Annotated in this window: 14 protein-coding genes; 4 read left to right on the forward strand and 10 right to left on the reverse strand. The window is 60.4% G+C overall.

Going from position 1 to position 18,859, the window contains the following annotated elements; all coding sequences use genetic code 11:
• Nucleotides 1-3 precede the first annotated feature (3 nt).
• The 8 genes from TU76_RS08850 to TU76_RS08885 form a co-directional block, all read right to left on the reverse strand.
• Nucleotides 4-717, reverse strand: a complete 714-nt coding sequence (locus tag TU76_RS08850) for a GntR family transcriptional regulator (protein WP_046810628.1) — start codon at nucleotides 715-717, stop codon at nucleotides 4-6.
• A 181-nt stretch (nucleotides 718-898) separates the two neighbouring features.
• Nucleotides 899-2,125 (reverse strand): OprD family porin, encoded by a 1,227-nt coding sequence (locus TU76_RS08855; RefSeq protein WP_048351479.1) that lies wholly within the window; start codon nucleotides 2,123-2,125, stop codon nucleotides 899-901.
• 123 nt (nucleotides 2,126-2,248) lie between these two features.
• Complete coding sequence (locus TU76_RS08860; protein ID WP_048351517.1) at nucleotides 2,249-3,580, reverse strand: MFS transporter; 1,332 nt, start codon at nucleotides 3,578-3,580, stop codon at nucleotides 2,249-2,251.
• Between the two features lie 443 nt (nucleotides 3,581-4,023).
• The gene (locus tag TU76_RS08865) at nucleotides 4,024-5,781 is read right to left on the reverse strand and encodes an acyl-CoA dehydrogenase (protein WP_048351480.1); all 1,758 of its coding nucleotides are present in this window, start codon (nucleotides 5,779-5,781) and stop codon (nucleotides 4,024-4,026) included.
• A gap of 9 nt (nucleotides 5,782-5,790) precedes the next feature.
• The gene (locus tag TU76_RS08870; protein ID WP_048351481.1) at nucleotides 5,791-7,032 is read right to left on the reverse strand and encodes a thiolase family protein; all 1,242 of its coding nucleotides are present in this window, start codon (nucleotides 7,030-7,032) and stop codon (nucleotides 5,791-5,793) included.
• A complete protein-coding gene (locus tag TU76_RS08875; RefSeq protein WP_048351482.1) occupies nucleotides 7,029-8,912 on the reverse strand; it encodes a feruloyl-CoA synthase in 1,884 nt (627 codons plus the stop codon). Before TU76_RS08875 ends, TU76_RS08870 begins: the two co-directional genes overlap by 4 nt.
• A gap of 97 nt (nucleotides 8,913-9,009) precedes the next feature.
• Nucleotides 9,010-10,458, reverse strand: coding sequence for an aldehyde dehydrogenase (locus TU76_RS08880; protein WP_048351483.1), 1,449 nt, complete (start codon nucleotides 10,456-10,458; stop codon nucleotides 9,010-9,012).
• A 72-nt stretch (nucleotides 10,459-10,530) separates the two neighbouring features.
• On the reverse strand, nucleotides 10,531-11,361 hold the full coding sequence (locus TU76_RS08885; RefSeq protein WP_019822412.1) for a p-hydroxycinnamoyl CoA hydratase/lyase: 831 nt from the start codon (nucleotides 11,359-11,361) through the stop codon (nucleotides 10,531-10,533).
• 201 nt (nucleotides 11,362-11,562) lie between these two features.
• On the opposite strand from TU76_RS08885, the gene TU76_RS08890 reads away from it, so the two are divergent.
• Nucleotides 11,563-12,051: a MarR family winged helix-turn-helix transcriptional regulator gene (locus TU76_RS08890; RefSeq protein ID WP_019822411.1), complete on the forward strand. Its 489-nt coding sequence runs from the start codon at nucleotides 11,563-11,565 to the stop codon at nucleotides 12,049-12,051.
• 496 nt (nucleotides 12,052-12,547) lie between these two features.
• On the opposite strand, the gene TU76_RS08895 is transcribed toward TU76_RS08890, so the two are convergent.
• Nucleotides 12,548-13,831 carry an OprD family porin gene (locus TU76_RS08895; RefSeq protein WP_019822410.1) on the reverse strand — a complete coding sequence of 428 codons (1,284 nt, stop codon included), beginning with the start codon at nucleotides 13,829-13,831 and terminating at the stop codon, nucleotides 12,548-12,550.
• 298 nt (nucleotides 13,832-14,129) lie between these two features.
• Here TU76_RS08895 and mhpT point away from each other — a divergent pair, with 298 nt between their 5' ends.
• Nucleotides 14,130-15,350: a 3-(3-hydroxy-phenyl)propionate transporter MhpT gene (mhpT, locus tag TU76_RS08900; protein WP_019822408.1), complete on the forward strand. Its 1,221-nt coding sequence runs from the start codon at nucleotides 14,130-14,132 to the stop codon at nucleotides 15,348-15,350.
• A 160-nt stretch (nucleotides 15,351-15,510) separates the two neighbouring features.
• Nucleotides 15,511-16,812: an MFS transporter gene (locus TU76_RS08905; RefSeq protein WP_048351484.1), complete on the forward strand. Its 1,302-nt coding sequence runs from the start codon at nucleotides 15,511-15,513 to the stop codon at nucleotides 16,810-16,812.
• Here the strand turns inward: TU76_RS08905 and nikR are convergent.
• Entirely contained in the window at nucleotides 16,763-17,194 is a 432-nt protein-coding gene (gene nikR, locus TU76_RS24665) for a nickel-responsive transcriptional regulator NikR (protein ID WP_046810626.1), read from the reverse strand. The genes TU76_RS08905 and nikR overlap by 50 nt on opposite strands.
• A 90-nt stretch (nucleotides 17,195-17,284) precedes the next feature.
• Here nikR and nikA point away from each other — a divergent pair, with 90 nt between their 5' ends.
• Entirely contained in the window at nucleotides 17,285-18,859 is a 1,575-nt protein-coding gene (nikA, locus tag TU76_RS08915; protein ID WP_048351486.1) for a nickel ABC transporter substrate-binding protein, read from the forward strand.

An 18,859-nucleotide genomic window follows, 5' to 3' on the forward strand; every position in this document is an offset into this window, starting at 1 on the left:
ACCTCAATCGGAGCGGTGAATCACTTTCATCCGCTCATTGGCGGTGGCCGAGCCGAAGATTTCGGCATAGCGCAATGTCGCGTTGGCGTGCTCGCGCATGATCGCTTCGGCGCGGGCACCCTGGCGACTGACCAGCGCATCGAACACCGAATGATGCTGCATATGGGCATAGTTGAAGCGCCGGTATTCACGGGCCATGTCTTTTCGATCAACCGCCAGCGCCGTCACTGAAGCAAACGGCAAATGATCATTGCGGGCCAGGGCATCGGCAATGGCCGGGTTGTGACTGCCTTCAACGATGACCTGATGGAAACGCATATTGAGGTCGTGATAGACCTCAAGATCGTCCTCGGTGACGAAGCCTTTATCGAACAGCTCGTCCCCTTGCAACAGGCATAACTCAAGGGCGGCCCGCGCCTCTGGCGACAGCCCGCGCTCGGCAGTCAACCGTGCCGCCAGACCTTCGAGCACCCCGCGCACTTCCACCGCCCCCGCGATGTCATTGGCACTGACCGAGCGCACCTGAAAACCGCGCCCGCCGAAACGCACCAGCAAGCCTTCCTGCTCAAGCGTGCGAAAGGCCATGCGTACCGGCATGCGGGAGACGCCGAACAACTCGGCAGTGGGAATTTCCATGAGGCGTTCGCCAGCGGCAAGCTCGCCAGAGGCAATCATCTTGCGCAGTGCAATCAGCACCAATTGACCGGGTTTGCTCATCCAGGCAGCATCCAGAAAACGTGAACGGCCATAGTAACGCATGAGCGGCTATAGAGACTGAGCGGCGCGCACACTCCTCAGCATCCACCGCCTGGCACACCTCCTTGTGGGAGCGGGCGTGCTCGCGATGGTATCGACGCGGTTCGGCAGACACACCGCACGGCCTGCATCGCAGGCGCCCCTACATCGACAACGGATAACTCACGATCACACGGGTCTGGTCGAAGTCGCTGTTGAAGCTGCGACGGTTGGTGGCGTTGTTGACGCGCAAGCTGAGGTTCTTCAGCGAGCCGCTCTGGAACGTATAGCCGACCTCGGTATCGCGCTCCCATTCCTTGCCGTTAGCCCCCTGTTTGGTAGTGGCGTTGTCGCCATGACCATAGCGAACCATCGCCAGCAATCCAGGCACCCCGAGCGCGGCAAAGTTGTAGTCGTAGCGCGCCTGCCAGGAGCGCTCGTCGGCATTGCTGAAGTTACCGTTGAACATGTCGTTGCCCAGCGTGCGCCCGCTGCTGCCGTACACCGACATCCAGCCGCTGTCCCCGCTGACCCGCTGCAACCCCAGGTACAACGTGTGCCCGCCCGTAGCCGCGGAGAACAATCCGTACGCCGTGCGGCTGCTGACCCGACCGATACGCGCGCTGCCATCGTCCTTGTCGATGAAGTAACCCAGATTGGCGCCCAGCACCCAGTCACCCACCGGCTGTTTGTGCAGCAGATTGAAATAGCTCTGCTGGTAGATATCCGCCAACTGCGAATGCCACGCCCCCACCTGGGTACGCTGCTCATTGAAACGGTACTCAGCCCCCGCGTAGTTGAATCGGTCGGAGGTCACGCCCGGCGCAGCCCAGGCCGCCAGATCCTGCATGTCTGAAGAATTGCGCAGGCTCACGGCCCGGTATTGCCCCGCCTGCAGCCCCAGGCCTTCAATCTCCCTGGACACCAGCATGGCGCCACGGAAGGTCTGCGGCAGCAGTCGCCCATCGTCGTAGCGCAGCACCGGAACATCCGGCAGCAGTTCGCCAACCTTCACTTCCGTTTCCGAAAAACGCGCCTTGGCCGCCAGTCCTGCCCGGCCAAAGTTATCGGCCGCGCGACCATCGCTGTTCACCGGCAGCAGTTCGGAACCACTGGCCACGCGACTGCTGTCGAGCTTGACCCCAAGCATGGCAATCCCTTCCAGGCCAAAACCCACAGGCCCCGGGGTGTAGCCTGAGCTGAATTTCAGAATAAAGCCCTGCGCCCATTCATCCACCTTGCTTTTGCCGGCGCTGTGGTCACGAAAATCACGATTGAAGTAGTAGTTGCGCAGCATCAGATCGGCCTTCGCGCCGTCAAAAAACCCTTCATCCTGGGCCATTGCCGAGGCACACACCGACAACGACAGCAAACCTGTAAGCATCTTCATTATTATTGTTCTCCGATTGTTGGGCGCAGCCGCTCCCCGCAGCTGATACAGCCCGCCCAGACAGATAGATAGATAGATAAGGGTATGCGCCCGGCCAGGCCGGGCATTGATCAGAAGGTTGAATCAGGCCTGGGCGAACGCCGGTTGTGCCTGCGAAGTCGACGGCTTGAGCAGCAGCAAGCAACCGGCCGCGATCACGAAGACGATGGCAAACACGCCATACAGGTGCAGGGGCTGCCAGCCGGCATCCAGCAGAAAACCGGCCACAATGGGCGACAGGATCGCGCCGATACGACCAATGCCGATCCCCCAGCCCACGCCCGTCGCTCGTACGGATGCGTCATACACCACTGGCGACAATGCATAGAGCCCGGCAACGCAACCGTTGGAAAACAGCCCAATCAGCAATCCAAGCCCAAGCGCGGCCATGACCGAAGACCCTGAGCCGACAAACAGCACCAGCAACCCTGCGGTAATCAACATGAACAGCGACAACACCCGGGTCAGCGGCCAGCGCGATGACAAGCCGCCGATCAGCGCCGCGCCAAAAATCCCGCCAACACTCAACAGCACGCCACCGGTAATACCTTGTTGCGCAGAAAGCCCAGCTGACACCAGCAGTTTTGGCGTCCAGCTCATCACAAAGTAAAAGCCGAACATCACCAGGAAGAACAACAGCCAGATCAGCAGCGTGGTACGGCGCATGGCAGGCGCCAACAGCTTGGTCAGGCTTGAACTGGATCCTGCCGGGCTCGCCACGACAGGGGGCATTTGGCTCAAGACCGGCTGACCCAGGCGCCGGGCCAGGTTATTGATGCGCTGCAAGGCCGTGGCCGGGCGGCGCGCAAGCAAAAAGTCCAGCGACTCGGGCAGCCACAGCAACACCAGCGGGATCACCGCAAAGGTCACAACCCCGCCGAAGACAAACACCGAACGCCAGCCCCAATGCGTCAACAACCAGACCGCCAGCAAGCCGCCCAGTGTCGCGCCCAAAGCATAGCCGGTGGATTGCAGGCTCACTGCCAGGCCGCGCCAGCGCTTGCTGGCGTACTCGCTGGCAATCACGTTGCTGCTGGCCAGAATCCCGCCAATCCCCAGCCCCGTAAGCCCGCGCAACAGCGCCAGCTGCAATGGGGTCTGGCTCAGCGCCGAAAGCAGCATGCCCGTGCCGCTCACCACCAGGCACAACAGGATCAATGGGCGTCGACCGATGCGGTCCGCCCAGGGCGCAAGAAACAGTGAACCCGCCGCCATGCCAAACAGCCCGGCACTGAGCAACATGCCGATTTGCGCTCCACTTAGGGCCCACTCCGCCGACACTGAAGCCGCCGTGAACGCCATTACCAACACATCAAAGCCATCGATCATGTTCAACACGATGCAGATCCCGATGGCGAGCCACTGGAAGCGCACCATCGGACCGTCATCCACGCGAGCTTTCAGATCGATATCCATCATTGCACCTGCCTGTCGCAAGCGACCCGGGCAAGGCAAACGCAAAACACGGCAGTGCGCGCAGACATAAAGCGGACAGAACCCTGACAGTTCTGTGCTCTGGATAAGCCTTTCATGACGAGACCCTTTTTTTGTAATTTTTATGGGCGACGGTCAGGAAGGAATCCAGCCATCGCCAGGGCGTAGTCAACCTGTTAATGGATCCACAGGCAATATGATGGATTGTCACAATCTCAAGAACCCCTACCCTCAGATCCTGAAACCGGCGCAGGGATATTATTTATTTCCTTTAAATACAACAGCTTGTATTACAAATACCCTCTACACTTTAGCGTTCGATTATCGACCAATCTCGTAGCCAGAAATCCTGTCTGGCCACGAACCCAGTATTAGTCACTTGAAAATCGATTTATTGGATCCACTGAAGCAGTGTTTTCCGGGTATCACTCGACAAACGCCAGGCTCGCCTGTGCGCCACGAATGGAGGCGATTCGGTAGTCGGCTTCTGGCAATAGATAGGCAAAAAAGAACTGCGCAGTTTGTAGCTTGCCGGCGCGTACAGGGTCGCTGTCGGGCAGCAAACGGGACACCCGCGCCCCTCGTACCCAGGCAAACCCCATCAGGGCCACCCCGCACAACCGCAAAAAGTCCCCGGCAACCCGATAGGGATACTCGACCTCTTCGCCAGCGCGCTCACGAACTGCGCCCACCAACGCTTCAAGCTTGTCGCACAGTCGCTCCAGCTCAGTGCCAAAACCGGCACACTCCGAGACCTCCAAAGCCAGCGCGGACTCCTGGCGCATCACCGCCAGCAACTCGGCAAACGCCAGGCCGTCATCGCCCAGTACTTTGCGCAACAGCAAGTCATTGGCCTGGATCTCGTTGCTGCCTTCATAAATCATCGCGATCCGGCTGTCGCGCAGGGTTTGCTCGATCGCGAACTCGCTGACATAGCCGTAACCGCCGAACACCTGCAAAGCGTTGCTGGCCTGGCGAAACCCCTGGTCGGTGAAAAATGCCTTGATCACGGGCGTCAGCAGTTCTGCCAGTTGCAGGGCGCGCTGTCGCTCGGCCGGACTCTCTTGGTGCTCAGCCTCATCGAGCAGATGCGCCACCCAATAGCCCACGGCCCGCATCCCCTCGGTGCAGGCGCGCAACTCCAGCAAGGTGCGGCGCATGGCCGGGTGAAAATGGATCGGGTCGGCGGCGTCGGCACTGACGCCTACAGGCCGCACCGGCGCACGCATCTGCTTGCGTTCCAGGGCATAGTCGCGAGCGTTCTGCCACGCCGCTTCGGCGTGCCCCAGTCCCTGCAGACCCACGTGCAGCCGCGCCGAGTTCATCATCACGAACATCGCCGCCAGGCCGCGATTGGCCTCGCCAATCAGCCAGCCTTGAGCCTGCTCGAACACCAGCGAACAGGTCGCGCTGCCCTTGATCCCCATTTTGTGTTCGATACCGTCGCAACGCACGGTGTTGACCTGATGGTGGTCCAGCAGCTTGGGCACCAGAAACAGCGAAATACCCCGGCTGCCAACAGGCGCACCGGGCAGTCGTGCCAACACCAGATGCAGGATATTTGCGCTCAGGTCGTGTTCGCCGCCAGAAATAAACAGTTTGCTGCCGCTCACACGATAACTGCCGTCGTCTTGCGGCTCGGCACGACAGCGCAGCAGGCCGACGTCGCTGCCTGCCTGCGGCTCGGTCAGGCACATGGTGGGCAAGACTTCACCGCTGACAATCTGCGGCAAATAACGCGCCTTGATCCACTGCGGGGCATGGGCCTTGAGGCACAGGTAGGCACCATGGGCGATGCCGGTGTACATGGCCCAGCCATGATTGCAGGCATAGAGCATTTCCTGCAGCGCCGCGTCGAGCAGCTGCGGCAAGCCCTGCCCGCCGTAGGCCTCATCGCACGCCAGGGCTGACCACCCGCCTTCGGTGTAGGCGCGATACGCCTCGACAAATCCGGCGGGCGTCGTCACCCGGCCCGCGTCGAAACTACATCCCTGGCGGTCGCCACTGCTGTTGATCGGCGCAAGCACCTGGGCGCTGAACCGCCCGGCCTCTTCAAGCACCTGGCGGGCCAGCGCCAGATCGAGGTCCTGGAAGCGCTCTGTTTGCGCCCAGGCCTGTGGGGCCTCAAGCCAGTGTTCAATCACAAAGTGCATGTCGCGCAGCGGCGCCTGGTATTGCCACATGGGAAAACCTCAAATCGTGGAAAAATGCGGATTCTCGATCAGTACCGCCATGCCCTGGCCACCCCCGACACACGCAGCGGCAATGCCATAACGCAGATTCTGCTCACGCAGTTGCCGGGCCAGGGTCAACACCAGACGCAATCCGGTGGCGGCCAGGGGATGCCCCAGGGCAATGGAGCCGCCTCGGCAGTTGAGTTTTTGCAGGTCGAGTTCCAGCGCCTGAGCCACGGCCAGAACCTGTGCACCCTGCGCCTCGTTGATTTCAAACAGATCGATCGCGTCCAGTGCCAAACCGCTGCGCTGCAGCAACAACTGGATCGCAGGCACCGGACCTATCCCCATCAATTGCGGCGCTACGCCGACCACCGCCGTCGCCAGCAGAGTGGCCAGGGCCGGCTGCCCCACCGATGCACGGGCGACCAGCGCGGCAGCGGCGCCATCCACCACTGCGCAACTGTTACCCGCCGTCTGCACACCACCCGGGTGAATTGCCCCCAGCCTGGCCAGGGCTGCGGCGTCGGTGGAACGCGGATGACTGTCGAGGCTGACCGACTCACATCCACGCGGCAGGCTGATACCCCTCGGCTGGTAGCCCTCCAGCTCAAACACTTCATTGCGCAGGGTGACGATCTCACCTGCCAGCCAGCCGCTGGTCTGTGCGTGAAGTGCCTGCTGGTGACTGTTCAGGGCATATCGGTCCACCGCCTCACGGCTCAGGCCGTACTCCGTAGCCAGGATTTCCGCCGTGGCGATCATGTCCACGCCGGGAGCCGGGTCGTACAGCGCCTCCCAGAGAAAATCCTTGAACTCGACCGGCGCCCCCAGGCGGAATCCACCGCGATGGGTGTAGCCGGCAATCGGGTTACGGGACATGGACTCCGTGCCCACGCACAGCGCCAGTTCCATGCCGTCCTGCAGCTGCCCGGCAGCCTGGCGCAGCAGTTCAAACCCGGTGGCGCAAATCCGTTGTACCGCCAGCGCAGGCACCTGTTGTGCCACGCCACTGTAAAGGCCTATATGGCGCGGCAACATGTACGCATCGAAACTGGCCTGGGCCATTGAACCCGCCAGTACCGAGTCCACTGCCCCCCCGTCCAGCCCGGCACGGGCCAGTACTTCACGGGCGACCTTGATCCCCATGTCGATCGGTGAAACCTGGGCCAATGCCCCGCCCAGGTCGACCCACGGTGTACGAACTGCCTCAAGAATGGCGACATCGGTGAATGCCGAGTACTGCCCCCCAGGGCTCACGACGGCTTGCCAGCACGCAGGATCGAAGACGCCTGCCCGCGATATAGCGCTTCCACATGCGCCGCTCGCCATTGCAGCACTGCACGCTGATTGATCGAACCCTTGTCGGTGATTTCACCGCGATCGATCGACGCGGCCTCATCCTGCAGCGCGATCCATTCCAGGCGACTGGCATTGCCACTGGCCTGAAGATTGAGCCGCTGCAACCAGTCAGCAAACCACTGGCGCACCGGCTCACTGGCCAACACTTGCGCCTCACTGGCATCGGCGGGCAAACCCGATAACTGTCGGCACTCATACATTCGCGCAAACACCAGGGCCCCCAGGCATTCGCGATCCGGCGCTGCAATCACCAGATCCTGAACATAGGGCGAACCTTCGAGCACGGCCCGGTTGCGCAGCGGCCCCACGCTGACAAACACCCCGGATGACAATTTGAAGTCCTCGGCCAGTCGTCCATCGAACATCAACCCCCATTGCGGGTTGCAAGGATCGGCCAGCTTGATGGCGTCACCGGAGCGGTAAAAGCCTTCATCGTCAAACGCCTCGGCACTCTGCTCAGGGGCGCGCCAGTAACCGGGCATGATGTGCGGGCCGCGAAAGCGCCCTTCCAGCTTGCCATCCACCGGTACCAGACGGACCTCACAGCCCGGCGCCGGCAGACCGATGTAACCGGCCATCGACAACGGCCCGGTGGTGAAGGTGCATGAAGGCGAAGCCTCGGTCATGCCCAACCCGGCCATCATGCGGATGCGTTCGCCACAGTGTTGCTCGGCAACCCGGTCGAGGCGGTCCCAGATACTTTGCGAAAGGCCCGCCGCGGCGAAAAAGAACAGTTTGATGCGGGCAAAAAAACGCTCGCGCAACTCGCTGTCGGTTTCCAGCGCCGTGACCAGTTCTTCCCAGCCTTTAGGCACGGTGAGGTAGGCAGTAGGCGAGATTTCCTTGAGGTTGCGCAGGGTTTCGGCAAAGCCCTGAGCCGTTGGTTTACCGCCATCCAGATACAGCGTACCGCCGTTGTACAGGACGATCCCGAGGTTATGGCTGCCGCCAAACGTGTGGTTCCAGGGCAGCCAGTCCACCAGCACCGGGGGTTCTTCGGCAAATACCGGAAAGGTCTGCAACAGCATTTGTTGATTGGCACAAAGCATGCGCTGGGTGGTAATCACCGCTTTGGGCAGCTTGGTCGAGCCTGAAGTGAAGAGAAATTTGGCGATGCTGTCCGGGCCTGACGCCATGAACGCAGCCTGGGCCTCGGCGCCGCCCGGCTGCTCCAGCAAACTGGCAAAGCTCACCTGGGGCCGCCCCGCCATCTCGCCGCGTACCGCTACCAATGGCGTGTCTGCGGGCAATACCGCGTCCACGGCACGCTGGTAGACCGCAGCATCACTGACAAAGATCAGGCCCGGCTGCAACAGGTCGCAGACATGGCGCAACTTGGCAAAATCCTGGGACAGCAACGAATAGGCAGGCGAAACCGGGCAGTAAGGAATACCGGCGTACATCGCCCCCAACGCCATCTGCAAATGCTCAATATCGTTGCCCGACAGGATCGCCAGCGGACGCTCTGCTCCCAGGCCATAGGCCAGCAGGCTTTGTGCAATGGCGCGAACGTCTTCCAGCATCTGGGCATAGCTGATGCGACGCCATTGGCCATCAGCGTCCCGTGCAGCGATAAAGGTGTGCCCGGGCCGGATCTGCGCCCAGTGCACCAAGCGATCAAGCAAGCGTTCGGGCATCGGCTCCAGGGTTTCCAGGGAGCGCATGTGCAAGATGCCGCCGACCTCCAGCACTTCGACCGCCGGCTGACCGATGGCCACCTCGCGATAACGTGGCGCCGGTGTAGGGGACTTGGCCGGGGAATTGAATTCGAAACTCACGTCATGCTCCTCCATCAAGGCATGCGCTGCCCGTCCGACACTTAAGCGGCATGGCGCAGGCATGGCTCCTTGTTATTGTTATGCCTTGTGCAGACGATCAGATCGGGTAGTGACGCGGCCCGTTCTGCAAGGTGATCCATCGCAACTGGGTGAATTGCTCGATCGACGCCTTGCCGCCAAAACTGCCGTATCCGCTGGACTTGACCCCACCGAAAGGCATTTGTGCTTCGTCGTGAACCGTAGGGCCGTTGATATGGCAAATGCCCGATTCGACCCGCTGGGCCAGCGCCAGGGCACGCCCGGTGTCGCGACTGAAAATCGCCGCCGACAAACCGAACTCCGAATCGTTGGCCAGGCTCAGCAAGGCCTCATCACCGTCACCGCGCAGCAGCACGGCAACCGGGCCAAAGGACTCTTCGCGGTACAGGCGCATGCTCGGGGTTACGCCATCGAGCAACGCCGGTTGCATGATGCTGCCCTCGACCTGACCGCCCACCACCAGCCGCGCGCCTTTGCCGACCGCATCGTCGATCAGTGCCTTGATCCGCACACCGGCGCTGGCATCCACCAGAGAGCCGAGTACCGAGCCGTCCGTCTGAGGGTTACCTGCGCGCAAGGTGGCAACCTTGGCCGCCAGCTTGTCGATAAAGGCATCAGCCACCTTGTTGTCCACGATCAGCCGCTCGGTGGACATGCAGATCTGGCCTTGATTGAAGTAAGCGCCAAAGGCTGCGGCGTCGACTGCGGCGTCAAGGTCAGCGTCGTCCAGCACCAGAAACGGCGCCTTGCCCCCCAGCTCCAGAAGGGCCGGCTTGAGGTGACGGGCTGCCAGTTCGGCAACAATGCGCCCCACGTGGGTTGAGCCGGTAAAGTTGACCCGGCGCACCGCCGGATTGGCGATCAGTCGCTCGACAATCGCCGGTGCATCTGCCGGAGCATTGCTGATGACGTTGACCACGCCATCGCCCAGTCCCGCATCCTGCAACACCTGGCCAATCAACCGGTGAACGGCCGGGCTCAGCTCGGAAGCCTTGAGCACCACGGTGTTGCCGCACGCCAGCGGCATGGCCAGCGCACGGGTGGCGAGAATCACCGGGGCATTCCAGGGCGCGATGCCCAGGATCACGCCACAGGGTTGACGCAAGGCCATCGCAAAGCTGCCGGGCACATCGGAAGGGATCACTTCGCCGTTGATCTGGGTGGTCATGGAGGCGGCCTCACGAAGCATGCCGGCCGCCAGCTTGACGTTGAACCCATACCAGTTGGCCATAGCCCCGGTTTCGCCCGCCGCCTCGATAAACTCGCTCGCCCGTGCCTGCATCAACTCGGCAGCAGCGAGCAGCCGCGTACGTCGTTCATTGGGCGCCAGCGCAGCCCAGGCAGGAAAAGCAGCCTGAGCCGCGGCAACTGCGGCATCGGCATCTTCCAGAGTGGCGGCGGCCACGCGTGACACCACCTCACCCGTCACCGGGTTGCAGCGCTCGAACGTTCGGCCATCACGGGCCGGGCACGACTTTCCGCCGATGAGCAGGGGCACGTCCAACATGGTGATTCCTCTTTATTGTCGTTATCGGGAATTCATTTACAGGGTGCGACCGGCGCACCCTGAACAGCGAGATTAGCGCTTGTAGGCTTGCAGGCCTGGCTTGATGCTCTTGTCATCGAGGAATTGCTTCATGCCCTGCTCACGCCCGCCTTCGGTGTCCAGCAGTCGCGACTGGTCGAGTTTGGCGTACAGGTAATCTTCGTTCTGCTCCCAGGTCAGTTCGCGGCAGCGCTTGAAGCCATGCTTGGCCGCACGCAGAACAACCGGGTTTTTCTCCAGCAGATTGCGCGCCAGTTCAATGGTGACTTCACGCAGCTGCGCCAGCGGCACGCTCTCATTGACCAGGCCCATCTCGGCGGCTTTACGCCCGTCGAAGGTCTTGCCGGTCATGATGTAGTACAGCGACTGGCGGTGGCCTACGGTGTCTGCCATTGCCTTGCTGACCAGGTTGCCCGGTGGAATGCCCCAGTTAATCTCCGACAGGCCAAACGTAGCCTCGTCGGCGCAGATGGCCAGGTCGCACGCCACCAGCGGGCTGAAGCCGCCACCAAAGCACCAGCCATTGACCATGGCAATCGTTGGCTTGGCGTACATGCGCAGCAACTTCCATTGCCACTGCGACGCTTCACGGCGGATTTTCTCCTGAAGAATCTCGGGACCGGCGTCCACTTCGCGAAAGTACTCTTTCAAGTCCATGCCCGCCGTCCAGGCATCGCCCGCACCGGTCAACACCAACACGCCAGCTTGCGGGTCCTGCTCGAGGGTTTCCAGCACGTCGATCATTTCACGGTTCAGGGTCGGGCTCATGGCATTGCGTTTTTCCGGACGATTGAGAATCACCCAGGCGATGCTGTCTTCGATTTCGACTTTGACGGTTTTCCAGCGGCCTTCGTATTGGCTCATAGCGATTGCTCTCTTGTTGTTCGCATGAAGATGAGTAAAAACTAACCGGCAAAATTAGTTATGTCAATTAACCATTAATTAAATTAATCAAATTTTTTGGCAGCAAACGCTCGTAAAATAACGCAGCGGTGGCTATCAACCTTCAACCGCGGCAAACTAGATAGGTTTATTAACTTCATTCGAGCAAGGACCCCTCTATTTATGGCCAAGTCAGCCACCCCTGTCGTCGCCCAAGAGGCCCTGCCTGAAAGCCCGGACGTACAGGCCCCCCTGGACACCGCGCTGGACGAACTGATCGGCTATGCCATGCGTCGCGCCCAGCTCAAGCTGTTCCAGAACCTGATCAGCCGACTGTCGGCCCATGACCTGCGCCCGGCGCAGTTTTCGGCAATGGCGATCATTGACCAGCATCCCGGCCTGATGCAGGCAGACCTGGCCCGTGCGCTGGCGATTGAGCCTCCGCAGGTGGTGCCATTGCTCAACAAGCTGGAGAGTCGGGCGTTGGCGGTACGGGTTCGTTGCAAACCCGACAAGCGCTCCTACGGCATATTCCTGAGCAAGACAGGCGAAGCCCTGCTTAAAGAGCTCAAGGCCATCGCTGCCCAAAGCGACATCGACGCGACCTCGGCGCTGGATAGCGCCGAGCGTGAAGAACTGCTGCGCCTGCTGAAAAAGGTGTATCAGGAGTAAGCCGGGGCTGTAGCCACTGCGTAGCCGGACGCAGCCTCGCATGGCTCGTCAGCGACTACAGATTCGCCACCCTCTCCGTGTTGTAGTCGCTGACGAGTAGTACGAGGCTGCGATCGAGCGCGCAGCGGTCGCAAATCCGCAACACGCGCAGTGCCTGATTAACCGTGCAAGCCGGTTTCACGACTGCTTCGCAGCCGGACGCAGCCTCGCACAGCTCGTCAGCGACTACAGATTCGCCACCCTCTCCGTGTTGTAGTCGCTGACGAGTAGTACGAGGCTGCGATCGAGCGCACAGCGGTCGCAAATCCGCAACACGCGCAATGCCTGATTAACCGTGCAAGCCGGTTTCACGACTGCTTCGTCGCAGTGGCGCACCAAACCTGACGCAGCCTCGCACGGCTCGTCAGCGACTACAGATTCGCCACCCTCTCCGTGTTGTAGTCGCTGACGAGTAGTACGAGGCTGCGATCAAGCGCGCAGCGGTCGCAAACCGCCCCTACCAGATCGGCAAGGTATAGATGGCCAGAAAGCGGGTCTGGTTTTCATCGCGAAAGGCCGCACCTGTCGGGAAGTCGTTTCGGTAAATAGACTTCCTCGCCAAAAGACCCAAGTTTTTCAGCGGCCCGCTCTGGATCACGTACCCCAGTTCCATCTGAAACTCGCGCTCCTTGCGATCATCCGCATTCAAGGACGCCAGTTCGATATTGTCACCGCGCACATAACGCAACCGCCCTTTCAATCCCACCACCCCCACCGCCGTGAAGTCGTAGTCGTAAATGGCCTGCCAGGTGCGCTCCTTGGCATTGAGAAAGTCCGAACTCATGGTCATTTCGCTCATGCCCATCAGCTCTGTGCCGGAGATATATGGCGTTGCCGTATCACCGCTGGAATGCATATAGCCCACGCTTAAACGATGCCCCCCCAATCGATAACCCAAGAGCGCCGATGCGTTGATGTTGTCGACCTTGCCTGCTTTGGCACTGCCCGCCTCATCACTGAAAAAACTGCGCAGGTCGGTGGTCAGCACGCCGTCACCCAAGGGCAGGTCATGCAGCAATGCCAAGGTGCTTTGCTTGTACAAATCCGCCACCTCGACATGGTAGGCACGCAGGCTCAAGTTTTTGTTGACCTGATAATCACCGCCGCCGTAAGCCAGGTGCGAGGTTTCGGCCGAGCCCTTGAATCGGCCATTGGGGGACGCGATGGTCATGGCCTGGTAGTTGGTGGAGTCACGTTTGTTGATCGCGTCGATATAACCGGTATTGAAGGTCAGGCCGTCAATCTCCTTCGAGCTGACGATGGTTCCGCGAAAAGTCTGGGGTAATAGCCGCGACGGACTGGCAAAGGCAAACGGCAGAAAGATCGAGACATCACCGGTCTTGAGCGTGGTCTGGCTCACACGCAGCTTGCCGGTGAAAGCCAGTCGCGAGTACTCATCCGCCGCCTGTTTGTCGCTGTTGACCGGCAGCAGTTCGGTGCCGCTGCGGTCAGGCGACGAGTCCAGCTTGACCCCCAGCAGACCGCGCACATCAAGTCCGAAGCCAACCGTACCTTCAGTAAAGCCCGACTCCATGTTGGCAATGAAGCCCTGAGCCCATTCCCGCGCTGCGGTCTTGGCGCCACCGTCCTTGTAATCACGGTCCATGTAGTAGTTGCGCAAGGTCAGGGTGCCGTGACTGTCTTCGATAAATCCCTGGGCCCAAACCGGGGTGCTGAACAGGCACAGGGCAATGCACGAAAGCGGGAACAAGCGCAGGGCGCCTTGGTTGAGCGTATGCATATTGAATGTCCATTTATTGTTGTTTTTGACAGAACCAGAACGCTCTCTTGGCGTTTCCTGAGCCAGAGAATGGAAACAAGTCAAAGCAACGTCAATCATAAATGACCGATAATCGAACATTATGTTTCTTATCTAGTTTTGATAATCACTGGCAGATACGGGCTAAAAGCCTGTCTTAAACACCTTAAATCTCATATTGAAGCCAATAACAATCTCAGCTTCTTTTTTTAGTTATCTTTGTTAATCTTTATTTGGCTCGCAGAAAGCCCCCCTACAAAAACAATAACGAGGTTCGTCCATGAACACTCCACAGCATCGCTCGACGCTGACAATCGCTTTGTGCTTTATCGTTGCGCTTATCGAAGGGTTCGACCTGCAAGCCGCCGGCACTGCCGCCGCAGGCCTGCGCCAAACCTTTGCCCTGGACCCGAAAATGATGGGCTGGGTGTTCAGTGCCGGGATCATCGGCCTGCTGCCCGGCGCCTTCTTCGGCGGCTGGATTGCCGACCGCATTGGTCGTAAAAAAATCCTGATCGGCGCGGTCATCCTGTTTGGCGTCTTCTCCTTGTTGACCGCCTATGTAGACAGCTACTCCCATTTGCTGCTGGTGCGATTCATGACGGGCCTTGGTCTGGGTGCCGCCCTGCCCAACCTGATCGCTTTATGTGCCGAAGCGGTTGACGAACGCCGTCGTGGCACAGCGATCAGCATCATGTATTGCGGCGTGCCACTGGGCGGCGCATTGGCAGCGGTAGTGGCGATGTTCTCCCATGACCACTGGCAGACCACCTTTATCATCGGCGGGCTGGCCCCGTTGCTGGTGGTGCCGCTGATGATCATGCTGCTGCCCGAGTCCCGGGTTTTCCGCCAGGACGTCAGCCAGGCCTTGCGCGTGTCCACCGGCCAGGCACTGTTTGGTGAAGGTCGTGGCCGTTCGACCCTGGCGCTGTGGCTCAGTTACTTCTTTACCCTGACCGTGATGTACATGCTGCTGAACTGGCTGCCCACGTTGCTGCTCGCCCAGGGCTTTACCAAGCCGCAGGCGGGCATGGTGCAAATGCTGTTCAACATAGGCGGTGCTTTGGGCTCCTTGCTCGGTGGCCTGCTGCTGGACCGCTGCAACCCGATCAAGGTGGTTCTGGGCGTCTATGCCGGGCTACTGGCATCACTGGCCGGGATCGGCTTTTCGGTAGGGATTATGCCCGTGGCCACCGCAGGCTTTGCCGTGGGCCTGTTCGTCATGGCGGCGCAGCTGGTGCTGTATGCAATGGCTCCGCCGCTGTACCCGACCGCCGTACGAGCAACCGGTGTCGGCGCTGCGGTCGCTATTGGGCGCCTGGGTTCGGTTGCAGGTCCCTTGGCCGCAGGTCAGATCCTCGCCGCCGGGGCAGGTACGGCCGGGGTGCTGCTGGCGACCTCTCCGGGACTGGTGATTGCGGCATTGGCGGTGATCACGGTGATTAACCGCGCCAATCAAAGTGCGAGCCTGAAACCGGGCTTTGTGGCCGCTGACCAGTAACCCAAGGCTGCGCTCTGTGGCTTGGAGCGCCTCGACAGCGTGTTTGTTTAGGTTCTGCCGATCTCAGGATTCAAAGGTTTGAATCCTGAGATCACCGGTTGTCTGTTATTAACGTTCGATGCACCGCACAACCATAATCGAACCTCAAGGACGACCCGCAATGCCATCCACTCCTCCCCAACAGGCCAAGGGCGTCTTCGGGCTCTTCTGCCTCGCCAGTTACCTGTTGTCGCTGTCTTATGGCACCACTTTTTTACTGGCCATGATGCTCAGTGCCCACGGCGGCAGTGAGTCGGATGCGGGTACGATCATCTCGGTCGCCATGCTCAGCACCTTCATGGCCGTGATTTTTTCCGGCCATCTGACCGACCTGTTCGGCGCTCCCAGGGCCATAGCCTGCGGGGCTCTGCTGCTCGCCGCGGCCTGCCTGGGTTTCGCCACCTTGCCGGGTCATGGCACCGCAGTACTGATCTTTGGCTTGGTGCTGGGGTTGGGCTGGGGAGTGTTTTACACCCTGGGGCCGATCGTCGTGGCCATGCTCATCGAGCCCGCGCAACGGGTGAAACACTTCGCCTTGCTCTCGGGCAGCATGATGACCGGCATCGGCACCGGGCCCTTGCTCGGCCGGGCCGCCCAGGCATTGGGTTATCCAGTGGAGTCGGCGTTCCTGGTGGCGGCCTTTGCCAGCCTGCTGGGTGGTCTGGTGTTTGTGGTCATCGGCCCTGAAATCAAGCGCCAGCACAGCACCCTAGGCCCTGTCATAGCCTGCAAAATAACGTTGCCGGCCACTGGGCGCGTACTGCGTTCCAGGGCCGTGTTCGCGATCATGATGGTTGGCCTGGGCGGTGCCATCTTCGGAGGGTTGTCCAGTTTTCAAACCTCCTACGCGACGCTCAATCAGCTGGACTATTCACTTTTCTTCCTGGGCTTCATGGGTGCCGCAATCACCTGTCGCCTGCTGGTTGCGGGGTTGATTGTCAGGCGCGACCCCTATGTCATGTCCTGCTTGCTGACGGCCTTGATGGTGGTTTCGGTGTTGATGCTGATGTTCTTTGTCAGCTCCGGGTTCACCTATTTATTGGCTGCCATTGTGCTTGGGGTCGGCTACGGCCTGACGTACTCGGTAATCAACGGCCTGGCTGCCAACGAAGCACCTGCCGGGCTGACGCCACAGTCGCTGGTGCTGTTCAGCCTGGCGTATTTTGTCGGGGTATTTGGTTTCCCCTGGCTGGCCGGGCAGATCATCGTTAACTACGGAATGCACACCCTGCTCTGGATAATCCTGGGGATTGCCTTGTGCAACTGGTCCATTACCCTGGGCCGCCTGGTATGGCGGCTGCCTCTGTTCCAGAACACCCCCCCACCCCGGACCTTCGCGAGCAGGCTCGCTCCCACGGTTAAAGTCCCTCCGGTCACTCAGCCAGGGAGCCTGCCTTCACCCCCCCACACTCCAACGGAATAATCTGCGCAGTGCCATGCCGAACCCCGCGTTCGGCCATCACATGACGCGCCAACTCCGTCACCTCCCCCACTGTGCCCTTGAGCACCGAGACTTCCATGCACTTGCCCTGATCCAGGTGCACATGCAGCGTCGACAGCGTCAGGTCATGGTGCTCATGAAAGGCCGTATTCAGACGCTTGGACAACTCCCGCGTAGCGTGGTCATACACGTAGCTCAAGGTCGCGACACAGGCACTTTGCGGGTCACCCTGCTCCGGTTCCAGCAACCCGGCACGCAACAAATCACGTATGGCCTCGGAGCGCCCCTGATAGCCGTGGGTACCAACCCGCTCATCAATGGCAGCCAACAAATCATCGTCCAGCGAAATAGTGACCCTCTGCATCCAATCAGCCTCGCAGTTATGAACTTTTGACATAGACTTCATACCCAGCATCTGATCAGGCCAATAGCCATCAATTGAGGGAGAAGCAGTGTGAAGCAGTCACGGACTAAAAAACAGCTGGCTTTATGGATGATTGGAGCCTGCCTGAGCGCAGGTATCTCGACTGCCTGGGCCGCCGCCCCGGCACCCACGCTGACCTATTCATGGCCCACCAATGCTGGTCCGCTGGACCCCCGAGGCTATTCGCCCAACCAAATGTATGCCCAGGCAATGGTCTATGAACCCCTGGTGCGGTACACGGCACAGGGCACTCTGGAACCCTGGCTCGCAACTCACTGGACCGTGTCGCCGGACGGCAAGACCTACACCTTCACCCTGCGCGACAACGTAACCTTCAGTGATGGCAGCCCATTCAACGCGAGTGCCGCCAAAACCAACCTTGATGCGGTGCTGGCCAACAGTAAGCGCCACCAGTGGATGGAGCTGGTCTCCACCCTTGAGCGCGTCGAAGCGCCGGACGAGCACACGTTGGTGCTGGTGCTGAAACATCCTTATTACCCGACCCTGATGGAGCTGGCACAAGTACGCCCGTTGCGTTTTGCCGCGCCAGACGCCAAGCCAGGCACGCCGGTGGGTACCGGGCCTTGGGTGCTTGCCCAAACCCGGCGCGGCGAATACGACCGCTTCGACCGCAACGAGCACTACTGGGGGCCGAAACCGGCCTATGACTCGGTACTGGTCAAGGTCATCTCCGACCCGGACAGCCGTGCCATCGCGCTGCAAACAGGTGAAATCGATCTGATCCAGGGCGCCGACGGCGAAATTTCTCCGGGGACCTTTGTGCGCCTGCGCGATTCGGGCTTCAAGGCTGCCATTTCCGCACCGCTGGCCACTCGCACCGTGGCCATGAACACCGGCCTGGCACCGACCAATGAGCTGGCGGTACGCCAGGCGATCAATCAGGCCGTGGACAAGGACACCATCATCGCCAAGGTGCTGCATGGCCAGGAACCCCGTGCCGATGCGCTGTTCGCCAGCAACATGCCCTATGCCGATCTTGGCCTCAAGGCATTGCCCTATGATCCCGAGCAGGCGAAAAAAACCCTTGAGGCCGCAGGCTGGAAAGTCCCTGCGGGCAAGAGCATTCGCGAAAAAGACGGCAAAACCCTGAGCACCGAGCTGGTATTTCTGGGCCCCAGCGCCCTGCAAAAAAGCCTGGCTGAAATCATTCAGGGAGAGTTGGCCAAAGTCGGTATCGAGGTCAAATTGCGCGCTGAAGAAGACGGCGCACTGGTCCAGCGCCAGCGTGAGGGCAAGTTCGGCATGATCTTCGCCGACACTTGGGGCGCGCCCTACGACCCGCACTCATTCGTCAGTTCCATGCGCTACGCAGGTCACGCGGATTACATGGCCCAGCGCGGCCTGCCGATGAAGGACGCCATCGACCATAAAATCGCCGAGGTACTGGGCGAAAAGGATGAAAAAAAACGCGCCGAAGATTACCGCGAAATTCTCACCACCCTGCACGATCAGGCCGTGTACCTGCCGATCTCGCACCTTACGGCCATCAGTGTCAGCGGTAAAAACGTCGACAACGTGCAGTTCGGCAGCACGTTGTTTGACGTGCCGTTCGAGGTCATGCACCCAACCACCGGGAAGCCATAA

The sequence above is a fragment of the Pseudomonas psychrophila genome, assembly GCF_001043005.1.
Lineage (GTDB): Bacteria > Pseudomonadota > Gammaproteobacteria > Pseudomonadales > Pseudomonadaceae > Aquipseudomonas > Aquipseudomonas psychrophila.

What these genes read in the sequence shown, in the direction of transcription:
- TU76_RS08890 (WP_019822411.1), top strand. Translation starts at nt 11,563, where the DNA reads ATGGCCAAGTCAGCCACCCCTGTCGTCGCCCAAGAGGCCCTGCCTGAA.
- TU76_RS08855 (WP_048351479.1), bottom strand. Translation starts at nt 2,125, where the DNA reads ATGAAGATGCTTACAGGTTTGCTGTCGTTGTCGGTGTGTGCCTCGGCA.
- mhpT (WP_019822408.1), top strand. Translation starts at nt 14,130, where the DNA reads ATGAACACTCCACAGCATCGCTCGACGCTGACAATCGCTTTGTGCTTT.
- nikR (WP_046810626.1), bottom strand. Translation starts at nt 17,194, where the DNA reads ATGCAGAGGGTCACTATTTCGCTGGACGATGATTTGTTGGCTGCCATT.
- TU76_RS08895 (WP_019822410.1), bottom strand. Translation starts at nt 13,831, where the DNA reads ATGCATACGCTCAACCAAGGCGCCCTGCGCTTGTTCCCGCTTTCGTGC.
- TU76_RS08865 (WP_048351480.1), bottom strand. Translation starts at nt 5,781, where the DNA reads ATGTGGCAATACCAGGCGCCGCTGCGCGACATGCACTTTGTGATTGAA.
- TU76_RS08860 (WP_048351517.1), bottom strand. Translation starts at nt 3,580, where the DNA reads ATGGATATCGATCTGAAAGCTCGCGTGGATGACGGTCCGATGGTGCGC.
- TU76_RS08850 (WP_046810628.1), bottom strand. Translation starts at nt 717, where the DNA reads ATGAGCAAACCCGGTCAATTGGTGCTGATTGCACTGCGCAAGATGATT.
- TU76_RS08885 (WP_019822412.1), bottom strand. Translation starts at nt 11,361, where the DNA reads ATGAGCCAATACGAAGGCCGCTGGAAAACCGTCAAAGTCGAAATCGAA.
- TU76_RS08880 (WP_048351483.1), bottom strand. Translation starts at nt 10,458, where the DNA reads ATGTTGGACGTGCCCCTGCTCATCGGCGGAAAGTCGTGCCCGGCCCGT.
- TU76_RS08905 (WP_048351484.1), top strand. Translation starts at nt 15,511, where the DNA reads ATGCCATCCACTCCTCCCCAACAGGCCAAGGGCGTCTTCGGGCTCTTC.